Annotated in this window: 13 protein-coding genes, 1 tRNA gene and 1 pseudogene; 10 read left to right on the top strand and 5 right to left on the bottom strand. The window is 44.7% G+C overall.

Annotated features, from left to right (window positions below):
- Positions 1-7: 7 nt before the first annotated feature.
- Together C511_RS0101940 and C511_RS0101945 are read left to right on the top strand one after the other, a co-directional pair.
- Complete coding sequence (locus C511_RS0101940) at positions 8-2,116, top strand: hypothetical protein (RefSeq protein WP_024995341.1); 2,109 nt, start codon at positions 8-10, stop codon at positions 2,114-2,116.
- A gap of 21 nt (positions 2,117-2,137) precedes the next feature.
- Positions 2,138-5,506: a DUF4450 domain-containing protein gene (locus tag C511_RS0101945; protein WP_027317706.1), complete on the top strand. Its 3,369-nt coding sequence runs from the start codon at positions 2,138-2,140 to the stop codon at positions 5,504-5,506.
- Positions 5,507-5,565: 59 nt separating this feature from the next.
- Here the strand turns inward: C511_RS0101945 and C511_RS0101950 are convergent.
- The 4 genes from C511_RS0101950 to C511_RS0101965 form a co-directional block, all read right to left on the bottom strand.
- Positions 5,566-5,647: transfer RNA gene (locus C511_RS0101950), tRNA-Leu, on the bottom strand.
- 80 nt (positions 5,648-5,727) lie between these two features.
- The gene (locus C511_RS0101955) at positions 5,728-6,726 is read right to left on the bottom strand and encodes a S41 family peptidase (protein ID WP_027317707.1); all 999 of its coding nucleotides are present in this window, start codon (positions 6,724-6,726) and stop codon (positions 5,728-5,730) included.
- A 12-nt stretch (positions 6,727-6,738) separates the two neighbouring features.
- The gene (locus C511_RS0101960) at positions 6,739-7,572 is read right to left on the bottom strand and encodes a DUF3316 domain-containing protein (protein ID WP_244877219.1); all 834 of its coding nucleotides are present in this window, start codon (positions 7,570-7,572) and stop codon (positions 6,739-6,741) included.
- 66 nt (positions 7,573-7,638) lie between these two features.
- The gene (locus C511_RS0101965; protein ID WP_024995340.1) at positions 7,639-10,290 is read right to left on the bottom strand and encodes a DNA gyrase/topoisomerase IV subunit A; all 2,652 of its coding nucleotides are present in this window, start codon (positions 10,288-10,290) and stop codon (positions 7,639-7,641) included.
- A gap of 196 nt (positions 10,291-10,486) precedes the next feature.
- Between C511_RS0101965 and C511_RS0101970 the strand changes: the two genes are divergently transcribed.
- The 8 genes from C511_RS0101970 (at position 10,487) to C511_RS0102010 (ending at position 23,600) form a co-directional block, all read left to right on the top strand.
- Entirely contained in the window at positions 10,487-12,028 is a 1,542-nt protein-coding gene (locus tag C511_RS0101970; protein WP_024995339.1) for a glycine--tRNA ligase, read from the top strand.
- A complete protein-coding gene (locus C511_RS0101975) occupies positions 12,029-12,622 on the top strand; it encodes an FKBP-type peptidyl-prolyl cis-trans isomerase (RefSeq protein WP_024995338.1) in 594 nt (197 codons plus the stop codon). It begins immediately after the preceding gene.
- A 577-nt stretch (positions 12,623-13,199) separates the two neighbouring features.
- Positions 13,200-13,964, top strand: a complete 765-nt coding sequence (locus C511_RS0101985; RefSeq protein WP_027317709.1) for a hypothetical protein — start codon at positions 13,200-13,202, stop codon at positions 13,962-13,964.
- 115 nt (positions 13,965-14,079) lie between these two features.
- Positions 14,080-14,838, top strand: a complete 759-nt coding sequence (locus C511_RS0101990; protein ID WP_024995334.1) for a LytR/AlgR family response regulator transcription factor — start codon at positions 14,080-14,082, stop codon at positions 14,836-14,838.
- Positions 14,823-16,295 (top strand): sensor histidine kinase, encoded by a 1,473-nt coding sequence (locus tag C511_RS17135; RefSeq protein ID WP_051260429.1) that lies wholly within the window; start codon positions 14,823-14,825, stop codon positions 16,293-16,295. Before C511_RS0101990 ends, C511_RS17135 begins: the two co-directional genes overlap by 16 nt.
- A gap of 102 nt (positions 16,296-16,397) precedes the next feature.
- Positions 16,398-18,893 carry a zinc-dependent metalloprotease gene (locus C511_RS0102000; protein WP_024995331.1) on the top strand — a complete coding sequence of 832 codons (2,496 nt, stop codon included), beginning with the start codon at positions 16,398-16,400 and terminating at the stop codon, positions 18,891-18,893.
- Positions 18,894-18,932: 39 nt separating this feature from the next.
- The gene (locus tag C511_RS0102005; protein ID WP_027317710.1) at positions 18,933-22,247 is read left to right on the top strand and encodes a SusC/RagA family TonB-linked outer membrane protein; all 3,315 of its coding nucleotides are present in this window, start codon (positions 18,933-18,935) and stop codon (positions 22,245-22,247) included.
- 18 nt (positions 22,248-22,265) lie between these two features.
- The gene (locus C511_RS0102010; RefSeq protein WP_027317711.1) at positions 22,266-23,600 is read left to right on the top strand and encodes a RagB/SusD family nutrient uptake outer membrane protein; all 1,335 of its coding nucleotides are present in this window, start codon (positions 22,266-22,268) and stop codon (positions 23,598-23,600) included.
- Between the two features lie 78 nt (positions 23,601-23,678).
- On the opposite strand, the pseudogene C511_RS16005 reads toward C511_RS0102010, so the two are convergent.
- Positions 23,679-24,860: pseudogene (locus tag C511_RS16005) on the bottom strand (serine hydrolase domain-containing protein); the annotation flags it as partial.
- Positions 24,861-24,877 lie beyond the last annotated feature (17 nt).

Below are 24,877 nucleotides of genomic sequence, written 5' to 3' on the forward strand. Positions count from 1 at the left end.
TAATACCATGAAAAAACTATTTTATTCATTGGCTGCTCTGATCCTCGGAGCATGTGGTGCGGGCAAGCAATCTCCTATTGACAGAGAGGCCCTTGTTACAAGGAATAATCCTCAGGTTAGTTCCTTTGATTCTTTGGCTTCACTTTCTGTTGGCAACGGAGAGTTTGCCTATACAGTTGATGCAACTGGGTTACAAACTTTTCCGGCCATGTATTCCAATGGCGTGCCCCTTGGAACTCAAAGTCAGTGGGGATGGCATGCATTCGCCAACCCTGAAGGATATCGTCACGAAGAAACTCTTAAGAATTATGATTTCGGTCGTGGGCGCTTGGAACCCTATTCTACTCAATTTAATGAAAAAGGTCGTCAGCAAGATGCAGCCAATTGGTTTCGAGTAAACCCACATCGTCTGCATTTGGGTATTGTTGGCTTAGAACTATCAGAGAGAGTAACCCCGACTGATTTTACAGATATTCACCAGACACTGGATATGTGGAAAGGGGTTATTCACAGTAGTTACAAGATAGCAGGTGTTCCCTATGAAGTAGAGACAGCCGTTCATCCTAAGGCAGACCTGATTGCTGCGCGTATCACTAGTACCGGGCATTCGGGTGTTAAGTTTCACTTCCCTTATCCTACCGGAGGCCATTGTGATGATGCCTGTTTATGGAATGTGAATGATAAACATTCAACGACAATCATCGCTCAAGATGCACAATCGGCCGTATTGAAACGAGTTTTGGATGCTACCACCTATTACGTGACTATCCGTTGGGAAGGCAATGCAACTATAAAAGAGAAGGAAAAGAACTATTTCGTTTTGACTCCTCAAGGTGATTCTTTGGCCTTTACTTGCGAGTTTACTTCTGACGCTCCATCTAAGGAGAAAGTAAATGTGGACCAAACCCTGTCTGCCGCTGCTGAATATTGGGTTTCCTTCTGGAAAAAAGGAGGTGCGGTTGACTTCTCATTGTGCACAGATTCCCGTGCCAAAGAACTGGAACGTCGCGTGGTACTTAGCCAGTATCTATTGGCTATCCAGTGCGCAGGGACCACCCCGCCGCAGGAAACAGGGCTGACTTACAATTCGTGGTTTGGCAAGTTCCATTTAGAAATGATTTGGTGGCATCAGGCACAGTTTGCGCTTTGGAACCGAGCTGACTTGCTTGACCGTACTCTCGGATGGTATGAAAAGGCTGAACCCATAGCCCGTGAAATAGCAAGACGCCAAGGGTTTCAAGGAGTTCGATGGATGAAGATGACTGATCCCGGAGCATTGGAAGCGCCATCAAAGGTAGGAAGCTTTCTTATCTGGCAGCAACCTCACCTTATTTATTTGGCCGAACTGATTTATCGTGCCAACCCCAGTGAAGAAGTGATTAAGAAATACAATCGTTTGGTGCAGGAAACAGCTAAGTTCATGTATTCTTTTGCCACGTACGATGAGTTGGAAGGTCGCTTTGTGCTTAAAGGAGCTATCCCGGCTCAAGAAACATTGCGTGCGGCCGAGACAGTGAACCCTCCTTTTGAACTTTCTTATTGGCATTTTGCCATGGAAACGGCACAAAAATGGCGCGAACGTTCCGGAGAAAAGCGTAACCTGCAGTGGGATGAGATGATTGATAAACTCTCTCCTTTGGCTTACAATGAAGATAAGTTATACTTGGCAGCTGAAACAGCTGTCGATACCTATAAAGATATCCGTTTTACTTCAGACCACATGGCGGTGCTTGGCTCTGTCGGTGTTTTGCCCATGTGCAAATTGATTCGGGAAGACTATATGAAGAATACGCTTCATTGGATTTGGGATAATTGGAACTGGGGTAAAACTTGGGGATGGGATTATCCTATGACCGCAATGAACGCCGCTCGTTTAGGAGAACCTGAAAAAGCAGTGGGAGCCTTACTGATGGAGAAACGAACAAATACGTATTTGGTAAACGGACATAATTACCAGGACGGGCGTCTCAGAGTTTATCTACCCGGCAATGGCGGTCTGCTTACGGCTGTGGCTATGATGTGTGCAGGTTGGGACGGTTGCAAAGAGCAGACCCCCGGTTTCCCGAAAGACGGAAAGTGGAACGTGCGATGGGAAGGCCTTAATCCCATGCCTTAATTCTTTTGTTTGGAAACTATTATGAGAAAAAGAAAGATTACTGCGCTTTGTACCCTTTTCATTCTGTTGTGTATTCTTTCCAGTGAAGCATTGGGCCAGCCTCTTGCTTCATTGAACGAAGGAAAACATACGTCTGCCCGAAAGTTGCGTTACCATCCGGATGGGGAAGACTTTGTAATCGTTAATGGCGATCGCAAGTTTAACCGTGCCTTATATGGCAGTCATTCCGGTTTCCGCCTGGAGACAAGTGATGTGCCTGAATTCGCATTGTATTTACCCCGCATGGGAGGAAATCTGACTTTAGGACTGCGATTGAAAAACCGTGTTCTGTCACTCAATCATGCATCGCGTATTGAATCTCGTTATCGGGCGGGAAGTCGTATATATAAGATAACCGATCCGATATTGGGTAAAAACGGTGTTCTTGTCATTACTGCGCTGGCATTACCCGATACCGATGGAGCTATCTGGAAAATTGAGAGTAAGAATATTCCTTCGGGTATTGAGTTGACTTGGTTATTTGGAGGTGCGGCCGACAAACGTTTCAGTCGGGAAGGCGATATGGGAGTAGATCCTGCTGATTGTTTCGACTTGAAGCCCGAATATTGTTCGGGCAATGTATATGCCATCAAAAACAATCAGTTCCAAGTTACTTTCGGACAAAAATCCAAAACGGGTGCTCGTGTACTGAGTGGGTTATTCCCTTCCGGATCCAAGCTTACCACCGATGAATTACCTCGTTTACACGGAAGTGTGCTACTCCAAAAAGAACAGTACTTTCTGTTGCATTCCGGAGAACCGTCCGATTCTCCCGTGATTCTTTCCGCTTTGTTTGATAAAGCAGAAAGGACTCGTCGTACCTTGGCCGAGCGCATTCGTATTTCAACTCCTGATCCTTATTTTAATACCTTGGGAGGCGCGTTAAGCGTTGCGGCCGACGGTATATGGGATGGTGAAGTCTGGTTACACGGAGCCATAGGCTGGCGCATGCCTTTGAGCGGTTGGCGCGCAGCTTACACAGGCGATGTTCTGGGCTGGCACGACCGGGCACGAAAGCATTTTGATGCGTATGCGGCGAGTCAGGTCACCCATAAACCACAGGTTAAACAGCATCCCGCGCAAGATCCAGAGATGAATCTGGCCCGTTCCATCAAAGAGTGGGGTACACCGCAGTATAGTAACGGATACATTTGCCGGAACCCAAACCGCAATGATCAGATGCATCACTACGACATGAACTTATGTTATACAGATGAATTGCTGTGGCATTTCAATTGGACGGGCGATTTGGCTTATGCTCGCAAGATGTGGCCCGTTTTGGTTCGTCATCTTGACTGGGAGAAACGCAATTTCGATCCCGATAACGATGGATTGTATGATGCTTACGCTTGTATATGGGCCAGTGACGCACTCTATTATAATTCGGGTGCAGTAACACATTCGTCGGCCTACAACTATCGAGCGAATAAGATGGCTGCCGAGATAGCCCGGCTCATTGGCGAAGACCCGTCACCTTATGCTTCGGAGGCTGCCCAAATACTCAAGGCCATGAACGAACAACTTTGGATACCATCCAAAGGACATTGGGCAGAATACAAAGACTTCATGGGGCATAAACGGGTGCATGAAAGTGCAGCGGTCTGGACTGTTTATCATGCTATTGATAGTGAAACGGCCGATCCTTTTCAGGCGTATCAGGCTACTCGGTATGTAGATACAGCTATTCCCCATATTCCCGTCCGTGCCGAAGGGCTTAAAGATGAGCAGTTCGAAACGATCTCTACTACGAATTGGTTGCCTTATTCATGGAGTATCAATAATGTGGCATTTGCCGAAGTGATGCACACCTCGTTGGCTTATTGGCAGGCCGGACGCAATGATGAGGCTTTTAAACTTCTTAAAAGCTCCGTTCTCGATGGTATGTACTTGGGAGGAAGCCCGGGTAATTTTGGTCAGGTTAGCTTTTATGATGCGGCACGCGGTGAGTGTTACCGAGATTTCGGCGATCCCATAGGAGTTGCCTCACGTGCTTTGATTCAAGGACTTTACGGCATTGTTCCCGACTTGTTGAATAACCGTTTGCTGCTTCGCCCGGGATTCCCGGTTGAATGGCCTTACGCTTCGCTCGAAACGCCTGACATTTCATTTGTTTACCAACAAGAAGGCCCAAGTGACGTGTACCGGGTGTCCACCCGCTTTGATAAACCGTTAACCATTGAGTTGCAATGTCGTGCCCGTATGGATCGTGTGGTAACTGTTACGGTGAATGGCAAAAAAACTCAGTGGAAACAAAATGAAACGTCCGTTGGCTATCCTTGCTTGCTTATTGAAATTCCTTCGGCTAAAACCGCGGAAATAAAAATTGAATGGGCAGGTCGTCCTGTTGAGGCCGGTTTGTTGCAAACGGGCAAGGCATACAAAAAAGGTGACGTAGCCAAAATCTCCTTCCAATCATTGACTATGGAGGAACTATATGATCCTCAAAACGTTTTCTTGAAAACTCGTATTCCCATCAATCCCAAAGAGTTTGTGGCAGTGGTTACCGGTGCTCCCGGAGGGCGAACAGCCTTTGCACGCGTGCGGCAAGGTGATCTGTCTTGGTGGTTACCCATAGAAATACAAGTGGAGGAGGAGAGTAAAGACGCTGCGGCAGCCTTCTCGAAGGTAGTGTCTGCACATTGCCGACCGGTCAACATGGATAGTTTGTGGAACGCACCGGTTACTGCCATTTTTAAGAATGAATATTTAACTCCCCGCTCTCCGTATACAACATTGCAATTGCCCAAACAAGGAATAGGTGAGTGGTGTCATCCTAAAACTACAGCGGTGATAGACGATTCGGGACTTCGGAAGAAAGTGCGAAACCAGTTGTTTGCTACACCGTTCGGGGTCAACTTCCGAACACCGTCGGAGGGAAACAACATTGCATTTACTTCTTTGTGGGATAATTATCCCGATAGCATTCGGGTGCCGCTTACGGGTAGTGCATCGCATGCTTACTTATTAATGGCGGGCAGTACCAATCACATGCAATGCCACATCGTTAACGGAATTGTAAAGGTACATTATACAGATGGCAGTTGCGATTCTTTGGAATTGATTAATCCGGAAAACTGGTGTCCTATTGAGCAAGACTTTTTCGTTGATAACGTTGCTTTCAGTATCAAGGCGCCACGCCCTTATCGGGTGCATTTGCTTTCGGGGTTGGTAAGCAACAACCTAGAGAAGGATTTGACTATTAAAGGCGTGTATGGTCGTGAAATTCCCGGTGGAGCAGGCGTATTGCTCGATATGCCCTTGAATCCCAAGAAAACATTAAGTCATCTTACTTTGGAAACCCTCTCAAACGATGTGGTGATAGGCTTAATGAGTATAACGCTGCAGCAGTAGTTGCAGAAGTATGTATATACAAAAAGAGGTTTGCCACTTGTGACAAACCTCTTTTTATGTGCGGATGATAGGACTCGAACCTACACGTCTCACGACACCAGATCCTAAGTCTGGCGCGGCTACCAATTACGCCACATCCGCTCATGCAGGCAATAGTTACCTTGTTTTGCGGTGCAAAGATAAGTACTTTTTCCGGTTTCGCAAACAATTTGCTTATAAAGTTAATTTTTTATTAGTTTCCGGGCTGTTTCAATGATTGTATCAATCCCTTTATCTTCGTCATTCTTTTCCATATTAACAGTAACATCGGGATCAATACCAAATTCAATCTGGTTCATTTCCGCGTCAAAATGCGGACTGGCCGAGTAGCGTACCGACCATCCGTTGGGCAATTCCGAAGAGAAAGGCATGCCCGATCCGCCTCCGGTTTGATCGCCTACAGTAGTTACCAAAGGCAGGTATCTCATGGAGTTGACGAAATCATTGGTCGCACTGTATGCATGACGGTTGGTCAGCACCACCACCTTCTTTTGCCACCTGATCTGTTTGGAAGACTCCAGATAAATAGGTTCCGGATCAGAGAAATCACTATGCCCTTTCCCCGTTTTGTGTCTGATGTAACCGGTCAGTACTTTTTCGTTGGTAAAGCGCGATGCCAGAGTAGACGAATTGCTTAAATTTCCTCCTCCATTATTGCGAACATCAATGATGATTCCGTCGCAAATGGCCATGTATTGCAATATTTCATTTAAGTTTCCATTGCCTATCGGATTACTGAAACTCTCGTAATAGATGTAACCCACGTTGTCATCTAAAATAGTGTATTTGGCTCCTCCCGCAATGCGATAGTCGGTTTCCAGGTATTTTTCAACAATGGCTTCATTAAAATTCCTCGGATAATCCTCGTACCAATTCCAGTAGCGCGCCACGTCGCTGGAAGAGTAAAGGTTCACGTGCCCGTCTTTTAGTTCATCGAGCATATCGCCCAATACCTCAAAAAGATTCTCGTCACTCATGGTAGGAGTCAGTTTCTTCTGATAAACGGTGTAGATGCTATCCCAATTTATTCCTTTGTAATCAAGGAAACAATATTTCTCATCAATGATAGTCCATAAGGCATCGAAGTTACCTTGCGGAGAGTTATCGTATTCTTCTTCTCCTATGCAGGAAGAGAACAACACAACAGTGAGCAGAATCAAGTATTTGATATGTCGTTTCATTTCTGTCTTTCTTTAATATGCCCGCACGGAAGGCGGCAAAGGAGCTCCTTTTTTATTCTTAATGCGATAGAGGTCTTTAACGAATCCCACCATAAACACATGCGAGTAAATATGTGTCTGTATCTCGTTGACATCAGATTGCTGTATGTCGCACACATAGCTCATTCTTACTTTGGAACTCCCCACCGGGAAGTCCACCGAAAGCATCTGCCGGAATGACGGTTGGTTGTGCAAAGAAGTAAACCGCACTACCCCGTCACTGTTACCCAACGTAAATATTTCGTAGTAAGACTGTCCGTAGTTGGGCGAAAACAGCACACCCGCTACCGGAACATTGAGCTGATAGCGCAGCGTTAAGGGCACATTTTTCACTTTGACGTGCCAGATTGCCATGCCCGAAGCGTCGAGATTGATATAAGCCTTGGCAGAAGCCGGATTGTTTGTATTACGCAGATTATATACAAAGCCACCGTTAAAGTCGGCTAGTCCACCTGCCAGCAATTTGAAGTTTTCCGTTATCCTGAATTGATAATGCAAACCATAATTCCAGTTCACTAATCCGGCAAACGTATTGTTATTGTCGGCTCTGTTGTGCGTGTACGACAAGTTAGCCTGAAAAAAGTTTTGCGCAGATACATTCCCGTCAAATAGCGTGGTCATCCGCATGGTTTCGCGAGTTACCCTGAAGTCCATCCCCTTATATTCCTGCGGAGAAAGATACGTGTCATACACATTAGAGTATCCTACTCCGTAAAGAGTGGCACGCATCAGGTACCTGCTAGCTTTTAGCGAATCTTCTTGTGCTTGCAATGCAGTCTGTGCAAATACACAAATGCCCCAAACCATAAATAATCTCTTTATGGTTTGGGACATACGTTTTATCATGGCTTTATGTGTCATTTCATATCTGACTTAAAAGAGCTTCATTTGCCCTGTTATTTCATCAATAATATCGTCTTCACTCTTACCGTTGTCAGGGTCTAGGTTCTCTATTTCCTCCGTTTCATCGTCACCTTCATTTGCCTCCTGCTTTTCTTCAGGGAAGCGTACCGGCTCCAATTCATTGATGGCCTCTATGTTAAAAGTCGAAATTCTTTTCCCTTTCGCCTTGAATCCTTTGACGGCAATAAACTCATCGGCATCAATGATTAGTTTTTCGCGGAAACTGTCGTGTCCTCCGAAGATAACCTCCAGACGGGGGTAATATTCATCCGTCAGGAGAATGAGCTTGCTCTCTTTGTTGTCGCCCAGGTAATTCTGTTTGCGTGATCCGGCTTCAAAACAGAAACGTTTCAGGTACGGATAATTCTGTTGGTCGGCATCATACAAAGCAGCACTCCACACCTTATTCGGGTCGTACTTCTCTACAATCTGCACATTGTCTTCGTAATGATTGCTCAGGTCGAAGTTGGTTGTGTAGAACTCTCCGTTATTGAGAATTACCAATATGCTGTCTTCGCTTTGGAATTCGCCCAGATATTCCCCTCTGCCATCATAATTGAGGCGGAGCACATCACGGTCAAACCAAACCTTTCGTCCGCCCAGCGTAGAGCCTCCTTTTTGTTTGAGTGCAATTTTGTGCACATCATATTTAGAAAGAATAACTCCCATGGCCTGCCTTCCCTTGATGGCAATCTCACTAAAGTCTTTCTCAAATATGATTTTGCGTATGCGCGGGTTTGGTTTCAGGGTTACTTTGATAACCTCAGCCTCTCCGTTGGGGTTTGCTGTGAAATAAACCACGCGCGATCCGGGTGTTCCCTGTGTCAAGTCATATTCACGGTCGCGGGTAACAGAAGTTACGGCAAAACGCTTCATATAATGAATGCCGTCTTTCCCGTCGCGGTACACGGCGTTGTAAATGGTTCGTTTGTCGTTCTTCTTAAAGATGTTGATATAGAGAATGTTCTTACCGATAAACTTCTTCTCGGCAACCGGCGTAATGAGATACCTTCCGTCGCGATAGAAAATAATCACATCATCCAAATCCGAACAGTTGGCAATAAACTCATCCTTCTTCAGTGCCGTACCAATGAATCCTTCGTCGCGGTTAATGTATAACTTCTCGTTGGCTTCCACCACTTTGGCTGCTTCAATGGTATCAAAGTTGCGTAACTCCGTGCGTCGGGGAAATCCTTTTCCGTATTTCTCTTTCAGCATCTTGAACCAGTTGGTGGTGTACTCCACGATGTTGGCCAAGTGATTGTTGATGGTTTCAATCTCTTCTTTGGTTCGTGCAATGAAATCTTCCGCTTTGTCCGAATTGAATTTCAAGATACGTCCCATCTTTATTTCCATGAGCTTGAGAATATCCTCTTTGGTCACCTCACGAATGAACGTCGGATAAAAGGGAGTCAGCCTATCATCAATGTGCGCGCAGGCAGCATCCATGTCTTTGGCTTGTTCAAACTCCTTATCCTTATATATACGCTCTTCGATGAATATCTTTTCGAGCGATGCAAAGTGCAGACTCTCCTGCAGCTCGTTTTTGTGAATCTCCAGTTCGAGACGTAAAAGAGCCAGGGTGTTATCGACCGATTTCTTCAGTACGTCGCTCACTGTCAGGAAGTGAGGTTTGCTTTCGTCAATGACGCAACAGTTGGGCGATATGCTCACTTCACAATCCGTAAAGGCATAAAGCGCATCAATCGTTTTGTCGGACGAAACGCCCGGTGCCAAGTGAATTAATATCTCGACCTGAGCCGACGTGTTATCGTCAACCTTGCGGACTTTGATCTTCCCTTTGTCGACCGCTTTCAGTATGGATTCAATGACACTGGTCGTTGTTTTACCGTAAGGAATCTCGGTGATGGCCAGCGTTTTGTTATCAATCTTGTTTATTTTGGCTCTGACTTTGACTACGCCTCCTCGTTCACCGTCATTGTATCTGGATACATCAATGGAACCGCCCGTCTGAAAATCCGGGTAAAGTCTGAACTCCCTTTGGTGAAGATACTCAACCGCAGCATCGCACAGCTCGTTGAAATTATGAGGCAGAATCTTTGACGAAAGTCCCACTGCAATACCTTCCACACCCTGTGCCAGCAGTAACGGGAACTTCACCGGCAAGGTAACCGGTTCTTTGTTACGGCCGTCGTATGAAAGTTTCCATTCGGTTGTTTTGGGGTTGAATACAACCTCCAGTCCGAACTTAGACAAACGCGCTTCAATGTAACGGGGAGCAGCGGCACCATCGCCTGTTAATATATTACCCCAGTTTCCCTGGCAGTCAACCAACAAGTCCTTTTGCCCCAGCTGTACCAACGCGTCGCCTATGGAAGCGTCGCCGTGAGGGTGAAACTGCATGGTGTGCCCCACAATGTTGGCCACCTTATTGTAGCGTCCGTCGTCCATTCGTTTCATGGAATGGAGAATGCGTCGTTGTACGGGCTTTAATCCGTCGTTAATATGAGGCACGGCACGTTCTAATATAACGTAAGAAGCATAATCCAGAAACCAGTTCTGGTACATGCCAGACAGTTGGTGTTTTATGCTTTGGTCGTGTGTGTCGGCCGGTCTGTAATCAGAATGTCCTTCCGTAATCTCGTTAATCTCGTCGCTCATAAATAACTGGTCCTCTAATCTATTCTATCTTGTTTTAACAACAAATTATCTTTTTTACATCATTATTTGGATGATGTGCAGGCAAAAATACGAATTTAATTGAAAAAAATCATTTACTTTGCACTTTATTTCAGTAACCTGTAACGGGTAAATGCACAGAAGATTAAAAGTAAACGCATAAATTGTAAACAGAAAGATGGCACAGGAAGATGTTTTTAAGAAATTAGTATCACACTGTAAAGAGTATGGTTTTGTATTCCCCTCAAGCGACATCTATGACGGGCTTGGTGCGGTGTATGATTACGGTCAGATGGGAGTTGAGTTAAAGAACAATATCAAGAAGTACTGGTGGGACAGTATGGTCTTGTTGCATGAAAACATTGTGGGCATTGATTCTGCTATCTTTATGCACCCAACTATCTGGAAAGCTTCGGGCCACGTTGATGCATTTAACGATCCGTTGATTGACAACAAAGACTCCAAGAAACGTTATCGTGCCGATGTACTGATTGAAGACCAACTTGCCAAATACGATGATAAAATCAACAAAGAGGTAGCCAAAGCCGCTAAGAAGTTCGGCGAATCGTTTGACGAGGAGCAGTTCCGCACGACCAACGGCCGCGTGCTTGAGCATCATGCTAAACGTGACGCTTTGCACACGCGCTTTGCCCAAGCGTTGAACGACGGTAACCTCGAAGAATTACGTCAGATCATCATTGACGAAGAAATCGTTTGTCCCATTTCGGGCACAAAGAACTGGACGGAAGTTCGTCAGTTCAACCTGATGTTCTCTACCGAGATGGGTTCTACTTCGGATGGAGCGATGAAAGTATATCTTCGTCCGGAAACGGCGCAAGGTATTTTTGTTAACTACCTCAATGTGCAGAAGACAGGTCGTATGAAGATTCCTTTCGGTATTGCACAGATCGGTAAAGCCTTCCGTAATGAGATTGTAGCCCGTCAGTTCATTTTCCGCATGCGCGAGTTCGAACAGATGGAGATGCAATTCTTTGTTCGCCCCGGTGAAGAACTGGATTGGTTTGCCAAGTGGAAAGCCATTCGTTTGAAATGGCACAAAGCGCTAGGCTTCGGCGATTCACAATACCGTTACCACGATCACGATAAATTGGCCCATTACGCCAATGCGGCAACAGACATTGAGTTCTTAATGCCCTTTGGTTTCAAAGAAGTGGAAGGAATCCATTCCAGAACAAACTTTGACCTGAGCCAGCACGAGAAGTATTGCGGAAAGAGCATCAAGTACTTCGATCCCGAACTGAACGAGTCATATACTCCGTATGTTATTGAAACATCGATTGGTGTTGACCGTATGTTCCTCAGCATCATGTCGGCTTCTTACTGCGAAGAGCAACTCGAAAACGGTGAAAGCCGCGTTGTTTTGAAACTGCCTGCCGCACTTGCACCGGTGAAACTGGCTGTGATGCCTTTGGTTAAGAAAGACGGATTGCCCGAGAAAGCACGCGAAATCATTGACGAGCTGAAGTTCCACTTCAACTGTCAGTATGACGAAAAAGACAGTATTGGTAAACGTTACAGACGCCAAGACGCCATTGGTACACCTTACTGTGTGACCATTGACCACCAGACACTGGAAGACAACTGTGTTACATTGCGTAACAGAGATACCATGCAGCAGGAAAGAGTTGCTATCTCGGAACTAAACAATATTATTGCAGACCGCGTAAGTCTTACTACGCTACTTAAAACCTTAATTTAAATGAAGAAATATATTCTGTTGAGCCTGCTGTTCACCCAATGCTTGCTGCTGTTTACTTCCTGTGATGAAACAGAGGAAGTGAATAAGTACGCTGATTGGCGCAATCGTAACGAGGCTTTCATTGATTCATTAAAGAGAGTGTATGATGCAAAGACGGATCCTGAGTTAATTCAGATCATTCCTTATGCAGAGAAGAACTATCCTATTTATGCCAAAAAGCTGAAGACGGTAACCAGTGGTGAAACCCCGCTTTACACTGACTCGGTAACTGCATTTTATAGAGGTATGTTGATTAACGAAGCCGTGTTTGGTGCCGCAACAACTCCGCGTTACTATACCAAACTCTATCAGTCGCTGGATGTGTTCGATAAGAACTTTGAAGGAGAAGAGCCTAACGCGTTTGAATCGCCAACGACGTTTTTCGTTAACGGTGTGGTAGCCGGCTGGACCGAAGTACTGCAACGCATGAAGGTTGGTGAGCGTTGGGAGATTTATATTCCCTGGCAGCAAGGATACGGCTCTTCAGTGAGCGCTGCTCCCGCTTATTCGACGTTGATCTTTGATCTTAATTTGGTCAGTATCATAAAGAAATAATTCTTTTGATTATATGCTAAAGGCTGCCTTCGGGCGGCCTTTTTTGGTAAGTACCTTTGCGAACCGGAGATTCTCTGACTACCGTTTCATGGAAATAACCTTACTCACACACGCTTTTCAGTGGATTCTTGTCAAGAGCAGGTTTATATATTATTAACGAACGAAGAGACCTCCACTACCCATCGGCAAAAGTTGAGCAAAACATAACCAACTTTTTGAAAAACATAACGGCCGATTTGAAAAAGATAACGAGCAATTTGAAAAGAGAAACCGTCTTTTGGGGCATGAGCAACCGTCTTACGGCCAAGAGACGGTTTGTCGCGGACCATTTGCTACCGTGCAAACCGGCATGAGCTACCGTCTCAGTGAGAAATTGAACCGACAGAAAACAAAAAAGGCAAGAGTTGGAACTCCTGCCTTTACCCCTATATTAATTTGAATGTACTATAGGATTACTTTGACAAAGATAATACATTATATTACCAAAGTCAAGTATTTAACCCATTATTTTTATTACTTTTGTATTCTCAACCGGACTTAACCGGCTATTCTTATGATTGACTAAATTTAATAAACCATGAAGACTAAATTACTACTTGTTTCTCTGTTGCTAACTTCCGCATTGAGTTATTCACAAAACAAATTTATTAGTATAAACAATGAATTAAAGCCTTATAGTAAGTATGCGCTTATTGATTTATACGCCGGCGCCAATTTTGATTTGAGTCATTCCGGCTCCAGTCCCAATGCCGGTTTATTAGGTACCCGCCCCGATGTGGCACCTCTGTTGGGCATTAAGTTCACGCATCTGTTCTCGAAAAGAGTAGGGTGGTATGCCAATATACAAATGAACTTCTATAAAGACAAACAGGCTGAGGCCGTGGATCAGGGCTTTCTAGGCAGTTTTACCGAGAATCTTGCTGATGCTCTCTTCTGGCCGGTTTCTATTATGCGTCCCTCTGTTGATGCCGGTTTAGTCTACCGCTTTGAACAACAGAAATGGAGAATATATCCTTCTTTCGGTGTGGGTTACGTGTATCATTTGCGCGACAGGGGGTTTATTAAAAGTTCTACCGGCTCCGATGAGGTTCTCCATACCGTGGAGTACAAACAACGGGCTTCATCGTTGACATTGAACATGGGCGTATCGGCCAATTACTATTTTTCCTCACGCAAGTACTTGTTTCTCAGCACCAACTTCGTGCAGCCTTTGCAGAAATCAAGCGGGGAACTGGTGCGAATGGACAACGATGTAGAGACGGAACGTCTCTCTTATAAGACCATTACCGGCGGCCGCGCCTTGAATGTGAGTGTGGGGATTGGGTTTGCTATTGGGCGATAAGCCGGATACTGAGCCGGTGTTCTGCATCACAGAAACCGGCACTAATTTGGTTGCACAAAGAATTATTCTTAACTTGCGCCCCATCTAGAGTGTTGTTGTCTAAAGAATGACTGCTATGAGGGTGTTAATAGTTGAAGATGAATACTTGTTGGCCTTGGAATTGGCCGATAGGCTGGCTAGTCTGGATAAAGAAATAGAAATTGCCGGCCGAACGGATAGCATCTTGTCGACCGTGGAATGGTTACAGCATCATGAGTGCGACCTGATGTTTCTGGATGTACATTTGAGTGACGGGCTTTCTTTTTCTATTTTCGACCGGGTAGAAGTAAAGTGCCCCGTTATATTTACCACAGCTTACGATCACTATGCCATCAAAGCCTTTGAGGTGAACAGCATAGGCTACCTGCTGAAACCCATTGATGAGGAAGACCTCCGGAAAGCACTGCTTAAATACAAACAAATGCGTAGCCTCTTTCGGGCCGACCTCGATAACTTACTCAATTATTTGGGCAAACCTACGGGGGAAGAAAAAGCACCCATCAGTCGCATTATGCTTAGCACCGGCAAAGCGCAGATGGCTATGAATGTGGATGAAATAGCTTATTTCCTGGCTAACGGCAGGTATCTGTATGCCGTTGACCGTAAAGGTGATAAATACTTCTGCGACGGTACTCTCTATAAGCTTGAAGAAGAACTTGATACGCGTATGTTTTTCCGGCTAAATAGGAAATACATCGTCAACTTCTCGAGTGTGGCTTACTTTACGCATTACTCAAAAAGCAGAGTGAAGGTGAAGCTGATACCTCAGGCTGAAGAAGAAATCATTGTCAGCGCCGACAAAGTAAAAGAATTCAAGAAATGGTTGGTAAGGTAACCGAAGGGGTCTTTAAAAGTATTCACTTCAGAATCAGCATACTGGTTCTGCTTTTGTTCTTTACTGCAATATGGTATGTCAATAACCTCATTGAGAAGGAGACAGTTGATAGGGTCAATGCCATTACGGAAGACGTGGCAATCAACAATGTGTATCTGATAACCAGCCTGCTCAACGGTTATGAAGAACAGCTACGTTCGGTACAATCTGTCTTAAACACCGATCAAAGAAGTAAGTTGGAAGCTGTTTTTGAACAAATGCATCAACGTGATTCTTCCATTTGTGCCTTGTATGTGGAACCGTTCAACGGCAGTCCCGCCGATAGTTCTGCGGTACACAGAACCTATCAACTCCGAAAAGGCGGCGGAACATTAACTTACTCTTTGCCCTTTTATCCGTACGGAAAGCTCTGCCTGACTGTTGATCTTATGGGTTTTCATCAACGCATTGCCGGCATGGAGGGGCTCAATTATGCATACGTCACCATCACTTGCGGAGGTGTGTACCTGTATCATCCCGACGAACATAAGATTGGCACTTCTCTGGGCGAACAAGACTTGATGAACGAGCGTCTGGCAGCATCGGGCAACCGGTTCGTTGAAAAAATACATTCCGATTATCTGAATATTCCTGTGAGTCGCTATTATCATCCGCAGCAAGTAAGCGGACAACGGTGGGTGTTTACCGCCAGCATGCCCAACATCGGACTCAGTGAATCGTTCCGCAAAACCGGCATGAACTTTTTCATCATTTCCCTGCTGGCCATGTTCTCTTTCATAGCCGTGTTCAGCCTAGGCGTTATTCGTTGGCGAAAAGAGTTCGTCCGCCGCCAGGAAATAGAGCAGCAAAACCTAAACCTGTTGCTGAAAGACGAGAAGCGTAAACAAATGATGGTGACCACCGAACTGGAACGGTTGAAGAGCGGACTGAATCCTCACTTTTTGTTCAATTCACTCAGCAGTCTCAGGGTATTGGTTGGCCTCAATCCGGATGTGGCAAAAGACTTTGCCATTAACTTGTCTAACCTGTACCGTTACCTGTTGAAGCAAGAAAACCAGAATTTAGTGGCGCTAGATGATGAATTGGTCTTTACCCGTAACTACATCAGTCTGCAAAAGATTCGTTTTGACAAGAAGCTCCAAACAGAAATTATCATTCCCGATGATTACCTGCAAAGGCGCGTTCCTCCGCTTTCCTTGCAACTGCTCGTTGAAAACTGCATCAAACATACCCGGATATCCGACAGCGAACCCTTATTTATTCGTATCTTCGTAGAAAACGATATGCTTGTTGTTGAGAATAATTATAGTCCCAGAGTTTCATCAGACGCTGAAAATTCGGGTAAAGGTATTGAGAACCTGATTAAAAGATATTCGTTCCTCACCGACAGGCAGCTTCATTTTGGTGTCATTAACGGCACGTATGTGGCAAAAATACCGCTGCTTATAATGGAATAGATTCTTTAAAATATCAACTTCACTACTCATATTGCCCAACTCATTACATATTTCTTTTATATAATAATCTTTTCTGCCATTTTTGCGGAAAAGTTACGTTTTATGAAGCATTTATTGATAGTAGGATTATTGCTTTGCTCCGTTAGTGCCAACGCAACGATTCCTATTTTTGGAAAAAAGAAAAAAAAAGAGAAACCTGAAAAGGTTGAAAAGGTTAGCAAGTTTAATCAGCTTGTAGATAGTGCGGCTTGTGATAAAGGCGTTTTCTCTGTGTACAAGAAGAACAAAGATTATTATTTCCTCATACCCGATAGCCTTACCAAGCGCGACTTCCTGATAGTCAACAAGATTTCTCAGGTTCCGGCAAACTTCAATGATGCAGGTATTAATAAAGGAATGAACTACGAGAACCTGGTCATTCAGTTTCAAATTAATAAGGAACAGAAAAAGGTATATGCACTGCAATACAAACCGTTTGTCTCTGTGCCTGCTTCATCGTACATACAAGAGAGTGTGACCAGCAACTTTGCCAAGTCCATTCTGGAATCATTTGACATTGAAGCCTATAATGCCGACAGTACTGCGGTTCTGGTTAAAGTCAATAAGGTGTACGACGGAACAAAAACCAGCTTTAACAATGTATTTGGTATGACGGGTTTGGGCAGTTCACCCATCGGTGATTACTCATACGTGACGTCGGCCAAAAGTTTTCCGCATAACATTGTGGTCAAGGCATTGCAAACAACCCGCATTCCCGGAGCACAAACGGAAGCGAACTTAACGGTTGAGGTCACGTCTAATCTGGTATTATTGCCGGAGCAGCCCATGACTCCTCGCTTTGAAGACACGCGCGTAGGATACTTCACCACGCCTCGCTGGTACTTCAATGACCAACAACACGAATTAGAAAAGAGAAATGTGGTAACCCGCTGGCGTTTGGAACCCAAGGACAAGGAAGCTTATCTGCGTGGTGAACTCACCGAACCGGTCAAACCGATTGTGTTTTATATTGATCCCGCCACTCCTAAACAATGGCGTCAGTACATCATGGAAGGAATCAATGACTGGCAGGCTACATTTGAAAAGGCCGGATTTAAGAACGCCATACAAGCCAAAGAAGTGAGTGCCGACGATAAAGATTTCGATATTGATGATGTGCGCTATTCGGTGGTGACTTACGTTGCATCCGACAGGGCCAATGCCATGGGACCGTCTGTTTATGACCCGCGTTCGGGAGAGATTCTGGAATCGGATGTTATTTGGTGGCACAATGTCATGTCGGCCGTTCATGCCTGGATGCGTGTGCAAACAGGAAGTGTCGATAGCAAATCAAGAGGCAACAAGTTTAGTGATGAACACATGGGCGAAGCCATTCGTTTTATTTCTTCTCACGAAATAGGTCATACCTTGGGCTTAAAACATAACATGGGCGCCTCTTTTGCGTATCCGGTCGACTCGTTGCGCTCCGAACACTTTTGTGCTCACATGGCTACCGCTCCTTCCATCATGGATTATGCGCGGTTCAATTATGTGGCACAGCCGGGCGATCATGTAAAGTCTATCACACCCAAGATTGGTGAGTACGACAAGTTTGCCATTGAATGGGCGTATCGTTATTATCCCGAAGAAGATGCTCACAAAGAATTGAGCACTTTGAAGAAAATGGTAGCCAAGGCTTACGAAAACCCCAACTGTCATTACTTGCCTCAGCAAGACATGCGAACGGGTGTTGACCCCAGAGCGCAAAGTGAAGACTTGGGCGATGATGCCGTAAAAGCAAGCGAATATGGTATCATGAACTTAAAGCGCATCATGCCTCTTGTACTCGATTGGACCACGCGTGAAGGAGATGATTACCTCAACGCTGGCAAATTGGTAAACGATATCATCGGTCAGTGGAACATGTATGCTTATCATGTACTAACCAATGTGGGCGGCATATACCTCAACAATACCGTTTACGGAGAAGCCGCACAGAGTTATGTTTTTGTTCCCAAGTCGATGCAAAAGAAATCGGTGAAGTTCCTGATAGATCAAGTGGTCACTTTCCCCGAATGGTTGTTTAAGAATGAGGTGTATAACTATGTTTATCCCGTTAAAGAAGCGCCTACCGGATATCGTGAGTACAGTCCTTTTGCCACGTACAAAAACATTCAGTCGTATATCTTTTGGGATCTTTTGAATAACGACCGCATGGATCGAATGATTGCCAATGAAGTACAAAATGGTAAGAAGGCGTATTCCGCAACTGAAATGATGGATGATTTGTTCAATGCTATATTTGCAGATACAATGACCGGTCGTTCGTTGACTATAGAACAAAGGGCCACGCAAAAGGCATTTATCGATGCACTGATTATTGCGGCCGACAGGAACGAGGTAAGCAAAGAGAAGAAAGGCCTGGCAAGTGCCGATACGAATTTTGCTTCGGAGCAAATCTTCTCGGGTCCGCAACGGGCCTCTGAAGCTGTTTCTGTGAAACGCGGGGTGTTGCTTCGCATCGAGCAACTGCTGAAAGGAAAGAAGAACAGTGCCGACCAGGCAACAAAATATCATTATGAAGATATGCTGCTGCGTATCGACAAATCATTGAGATAGAGAGAATTAGTATAAGTAAAAAGCGTAAAAAGTTAGGTAATGAGATTAAAAGTATTATTATTCCTTTGTTTGCTTCCTGCAATGTTGTTTGCGCAGGAAACAATCCAGATTAAAGGAAAAGTTGTAGCCGCAGATGGCAGTCCGCTACCCGGAGCATCTGTGTATGTGGAGAAAGGCACAATCGGCGAGAAGATGTCTATTGAAGGAGTAGTGGCCAATTACAGTTTGGGAACTACTACTGATATAAATGGTGTTTTCTCTTTTTCGGTGCCGAAAGGAGTGGAACGGTTAACTTGCAGCTTCATCGGGTATGAAGCACAACAAGTCAATATAAAGAATAAATCTTTCGTTACGGTTACTTTGCAGGAAGCCGAAAGTACTTTAGGCGAAGTGGTGGTAACAGGATATCAAAAGATTGAAAAGAGGAAGCTGACCTCTGCCGTATCAAATGTGAAGGCAGCAAGCATCTTGCAAGCGGGCGTGTCTAGTGTCGATATGATGTTGAGTGGACAGGTTGCCGGTGTGCAGACTACTGCTGTTAGCGGTGCCCCGGGTGCTCCGGCTAAGATTCGTATTCGTGGTACGGCATCACTCAATGGAACGCAAGACCCACTTTGGGTGCTCGACGGCATGCCTTTGGAAGGTACTGACTTGCCCGATATGAGCGACACCAATGTCGATGAGTTGTTCTCTTCATCTATTGCGGGCATCAATCCTTCGGATATTGAAGACATTACTATATTGAAAGATGCTGCTGCTACGGCTATTTATGGAGCTAGAGCAGCCAATGGGGTTATCCTTATTACAACGAAAAAAGGGAAAGAGGGCAAACCGTTGGTGCTGTTCTCTTCTAAGCTGTCTTTTGTGACTCGTCCCAATATGGATAAGCTCAATTTGATGAATGCTTCGGAGAAAATTGACATGGAGCTGATGATGGCTAAGTATGATGACTTGGACTCGTATAACTATGTAACAAAGAAAGGTGCCATCGGCCGCTTGTTTGAAGCAAACAATTTGTGGGACACTTATCGCGGAGGCGGTGTGCAAGCCCTGCCGCAAGAAGTACAAAGTGAAATAAGCCGGTTGAGAAGTGTTAATACCAACTGGGGAGATGAACTGTATCGTACAGCAGTAAATCAAGATTATAGTGTTAACATTAACGGAGGTACCGAGCGTTCTACTTACTATTTCTCAGCCGGTTATTATGATGAACTGGGTGCTACGGTGGGCGCTTCGCTCAACAGGCTTAACTTTACCCTCAAGGGTGATTATAAGTTGTGGGATAACTTTAAATTGGGCGTTGCACTCTATTCGAGCGAGCGTAAGCAGAAGTCTTACCTTACCGGTACAGGTTCGATAACAAATCCGTCAAGATACTCAAGGAATGCCAATCCTTATCTGTCTATTTACGATGAAGGTGGCAATTATGTGTATGACCCCGATGTGCCTTTGTATAATGGTAATACCATAAACTACAATATCATTGAGGAAAGAAATAATACCTCGAATGTACTAAAGACTCAATCGTTGAATGCGGTGTTTGATGTCGATTGGAAAATTCTACCGAAACTAACACTTCGCTCTCAGTTGGGGTTACAACGTGACCATAAGGATACAGAGCAGTATGGAGGCAAGAACAGTTACTTCGCACGGCGCGAAAGAGCCATGAGTGAGGTAGGCAATTCTTTCTTTATCCCCGAAGGTGGTGTGATTAAAGAGTGGAAAAACTCATTTTCACAATGGAATCTTAAAACCGTGTTGGAATACAATTTGTCATTGGCCGATAAGCATGAGTTTGACTTCATGATAGGAAACGAGTTGAGACGCACAAAGGAAGAGGGTGTGTTCTCGGCTGGATACGGTTTTAACAAGGAAACCTTAACGACTGAAACCATTATATTTCCCGATGCTTCGTATGCATCGACTTTCCCTCTGTTCAGAAAAACGTATATTGAAAATGCATTTGCTTCTTTCTTTGCTACATTAGGGTATACCTTTAATAAGAAGTATACGTTCTTTGGTAGTGCGCGTATAGACGGTTCTGATCTTTTTGGTGTGGATCCTAAGTATCGTTACCTACCTCTTTGGGCTGCCTCTGCCGCATGGAGAGTGAAGGAGGAGTCTTTCTTAAAAGAAGCTTCTTGGTTAAATGATTTGAAATTGAGAATCTCATACGGGTTGCAAGGCAACATTGACAAAGGTACTTCCAGATATATAATTGGTGAGCGCAAAACGGCGACTTTGTTACCTGGACAAACAGAGGCGACTATTGTGCCCACTAATTTACCCAATGATCGTTTACGTTGGGAGAAGACGGCCACATGGAACACTGGGTTTGACATAGCTATGCTTAATAACCGTATTTACTTTAGTGCAGACTTCTATCACCGTAAATCAACAGACTTGATTGGAGTACGTACGGTTCCATTAGAGAATGGTATGAGTACTGTAACGACTAACTTTGCTGCGTTGACCAACAAAGGCTTCGAGTTGAATTTGGTAACTCGTAACATTCAGACTCCTTCTTTCAAATGGAATACGACTATTAATGTTTCGAAGAACCTGAATAAGGTTGACGAAATTCATGTTCCTAATAATCAGGTTACTCCTTCACTCAAAGGCTACTCAGTCAATGCTTTATTTGCATTTAAAACGGCCGGATTGGATGAGCAAGGGTATCCGCTTTTCCAAAAGGGTGACCAAAAGGTTACGGCGACAGAGTTCTTCGGCTTAGAAGACCCAAGTGGATGGGGTATGTATCAAAGTACATTGACTAATGAACAGATACGAGGATTGTATACCCACGTAGGCAATACGGACCCTAAACTATCGGGCGGTTTGATTAATAACTTTGAGCTAGGCAGATTTACCTTGAATGTTTCTTGTGCATTTAACTTGGGACAGTGGGTAAAAACAGAACCTTTCTATGACTTGATTGAAATGGATCGCGGAGTAAACCGTTCAAAGAAAATGAGTCAGGTATGGACTCCCGATAACACTTCGGGCACCTATCCGCGCATGATTGGTGCATACACGGAAGGTGGTTCGCGCATGGGCGATTATATGGCGTTCAACACGGGTTATGTGTTGGCCAATAACGTATTCCGTGATTTGGATATTTGGTACAAAGAGGTCAGCTATTTGCGTGTTAACAGCATTCGATTGGCGTATGATATACCGAAAAGTGCATTGGCTAAGCTAGGCATAGCATCGGCTAAGGTTAATATCGAATCAAGAAATCCGTTTGTAATTGCTACTAATTACTCGGGCTATTTTGATCCCGAAACCGTGGGGAACATTTATGCACAGCCCATGCCTAAATCTATCACTTTTGGATTGAACGTTAGTTTCTAACTTATATTATATGAACGTATGAAAATAACAAATTTATATATATTATCCTTGTTAGCAGTCGTCTTTACTTCGTGTGACAGCTATTTGGATATAAAACCTGTAGGTAAAGTAATACCTACTTCTTTGGACGATTACCGTGACGTGATGACTTATGCGTACTCAACAGTATCTTCTGACCGCTCGTTGAGCACAGTCAGGGGTGATGAATTGCAACTGATTTATGATGATTGGGGTGATTATATTCCTTATTATAATATCTTTATATGGAATGATGTCAATACGGATCAAAATACCAATAGCTTTTCTTGGCAACATTATTATAAGGCAATTCTCAACGCTAACCAAGTTATCTTGTCGGCCGAAGGTGCGACAGACGGAACTCAAGCCGGAATTGATCAACTAAGAGGGGAAGCTTTCTTAATGAGAGCTTACATGCATTTTGGTCTGGTAAGCTTGTTTGCAGATACGTATAACAGTGCCAATCTGAATAAAAAGGCCATTCCACTGGCCACTACCATTGATGTTTGGAAGAACTATGAACGTAATACCGTTGGTGAAGTTTACGAACAGATTTTTAGTGATCTGGAAAGTGGTATCAAGTTATTAAATGTGGATGAACAATCCAAAGGACTTAATTATCGCTTCTCAAAGGTTTCGGCGTATGGCTTTGCAGCTCGTGTGTATGCTTATGTCGGTAACTGGGAAAAGGCGCACGAATATGCCAAAAAGGCTTACGATATCAACCATACATTGGTTGATATGAATAGTTCTACTGCTTTGCTTCCCGTTAACTATGCTTCGACCGAAAATGTTTTAGCGATGGAACAAACATTCGTGTCATTGCTCAAATCTCGTTTTACTATTTCGGATAATCTATTGAATGCATTTGATAAGGAAAACGATTTGAGGTTTGGCAAGTACTTTGAGCGCTCGGGTTCTAATTACAAATGCTCTCTTGGTTATAAGATAGACAATAAAGTATCGATGCGCACTTCGGAATTTTATCTCCTTTTGGCTGCTTCTGAAGCGCAGGTGTCGGGTGGTAATCAGGAAACGGCGAAAACTTATCTGAAAGAGCTGTTGTCTAAACGTCTGAAGGCTGCTTTCTATGCAACGGAGGCTGCTTCTATAGACGGAATGGGTAAGGATGCATTTCTGCAAAGGGTGCAGGAAGAAAGATTCCGTGAACTGGCTTGCCAGGGCTTCCGTTGGTATGACCTGAAATTCTTTGGGCAGCCGTCTATCACAAAGACATTCAACGGTGAATCATTTGTATTGCAGAAAAATGATGCAAGGTATATCTTACCTTTCCCTACAGAAGCTGTTGAGGCTAATCCGAACTTGCTTAACTAGGTAGCAGCTGTTATCAAACTAAAAAAGGTATCTTTTAAAGATACCTTTTTTAGTTTGATAGGGTTTGTTCTATTTCAGTATGGCTCCCGCTACGGCATTAGCAACCACCGAACGCAATCTCACTACTTCTCCTTTATCGGAAGGATGTACTCGGTTGGTAAGCAGAATAACTGCGGTGTGGCTGTCGGGGTCAAGTATCAATGAAGTTCCTGTGTAGCCGGTATGTCCGTAGGTATTAGGTCCGAAGAGATCGCCGTTGTTCGAGGCGTAGGGTGAAAAAACATCCCAACCAGGGGTGCGTCCCAGTCCGGCCACGTAACGAGGTACGGTGCGCATGGTTTTGACGGCTGCCGGACTCAGTATGCGGTGCCCGTTATATTCGCCGTCGTTCAGCAGGGCGGCCGCCAAAATGGCCACATCGTCTGCCGAAGAGAACACGCCGGCATTGCCTGAAATGCCTCCGTTCATGATACGGGCAAGCGGATCGTGAACCATTCCTTTCAGAACACTTCCGTCGGCTTGCTTCTCCGTTGGGGCACAGCGGGCCAATGTTTCGCCCGTGGGGCAGTAATCGGTGTGTTTCATTCCCAGTACATCAAACAGATTCTCCTTGGCAAACTGTTGCAGCGTTTGTCCCGAAATGGTTTCAATGATGCGTTGCAACGTAATGTAATTGAGGCAACTGTATTGAAAGTCGGTCCGCGGTGCAAAGTCGCGCTTGCAGTTGCTGATGTATTCAATGACACCGTCTGGGTTAGGGGCGCCGTACTTCTTTTTAAGCGAGTCCACCGGTGCGTAAGGTGGTAGGCCGGAAGTGTGCGTCATCAGGTCGGCCACACGTATGTCGGTCTTCTTGCCGTCACTATCTTGCCACGGTTTGAAGCCGGGAACGTACAGACTAACCTTGTCTTGCAGGCGCAGTTGTCCACGTTCAATAAGCATCATGGCGCAAATGGCGGTCGACATGGACTTGCTGACCGAAGCCATGTCGAACACGGTGTTGGTATCCATGGCAATAACCTTGGGGTAAACCTGCTTGTTGCCGTATGCTTTGAGATAAGCCATTTTACCGTCCTTCACAACAGCAAGTACGGCGCCGGGAATTTCTTTGTTATCAACAGCCTTTTGAATGGCTTGGTCAGCGTACTTCAGTCTTTGTGTGTCCATTCCCACCTGCTCGGGAGTTACACGCGGCAAAGGTTGTGCGGTTGCCTGCAACGCTATGAAAAGGGTTGCAAGCAGATAAAATGTTCGTCTCATCTTCTCATTATTTGTGG

Source organism: Bacteroides graminisolvens DSM 19988 = JCM 15093 (assembly GCF_000428125.1).
In the GTDB taxonomy this organism is placed as follows: domain Bacteria; phylum Bacteroidota; class Bacteroidia; order Bacteroidales; family Bacteroidaceae; genus Bacteroides; species Bacteroides graminisolvens.

Excerpts from the sequence above, each read along its gene's own strand:
- C511_RS0101940 (WP_024995341.1), top strand. The coding sequence starts at position 8 with ATGAAAAAACTATTTTATTCATTGGCTGCTCTGATCCTCGGAGCATGT.
- C511_RS0101945 (WP_027317706.1), top strand. The coding sequence starts at position 2,138 with ATGAGAAAAAGAAAGATTACTGCGCTTTGTACCCTTTTCATTCTGTTG.
- C511_RS0101955 (WP_027317707.1), bottom strand. The coding sequence starts at position 6,726 with ATGAAACGACATATCAAATACTTGATTCTGCTCACTGTTGTGTTGTTC.
- C511_RS0101960 (WP_244877219.1), bottom strand. The coding sequence starts at position 7,572 with ATGGTTTGGGGCATTTGTGTATTTGCACAGACTGCATTGCAAGCACAA.
- C511_RS0101965 (WP_024995340.1), bottom strand. The coding sequence starts at position 10,290 with ATGAGCGACGAGATTAACGAGATTACGGAAGGACATTCTGATTACAGA.
- C511_RS0101970 (WP_024995339.1), top strand. The coding sequence starts at position 10,487 with ATGGCACAGGAAGATGTTTTTAAGAAATTAGTATCACACTGTAAAGAG.
- C511_RS0101975 (WP_024995338.1), top strand. The coding sequence starts at position 12,029 with ATGAAGAAATATATTCTGTTGAGCCTGCTGTTCACCCAATGCTTGCTG.
- C511_RS0101985 (WP_027317709.1), top strand. The coding sequence starts at position 13,200 with ATGAAGACTAAATTACTACTTGTTTCTCTGTTGCTAACTTCCGCATTG.
- C511_RS0101990 (WP_024995334.1), top strand. The coding sequence starts at position 14,080 with ATGAGGGTGTTAATAGTTGAAGATGAATACTTGTTGGCCTTGGAATTG.
- C511_RS17135 (WP_051260429.1), top strand. The coding sequence starts at position 14,823 with ATGGTTGGTAAGGTAACCGAAGGGGTCTTTAAAAGTATTCACTTCAGA.
- C511_RS0102000 (WP_024995331.1), top strand. The coding sequence starts at position 16,398 with ATGAAGCATTTATTGATAGTAGGATTATTGCTTTGCTCCGTTAGTGCC.
- C511_RS0102005 (WP_027317710.1), top strand. The coding sequence starts at position 18,933 with ATGAGATTAAAAGTATTATTATTCCTTTGTTTGCTTCCTGCAATGTTG.
- C511_RS0102010 (WP_027317711.1), top strand. The coding sequence starts at position 22,266 with ATGAAAATAACAAATTTATATATATTATCCTTGTTAGCAGTCGTCTTT.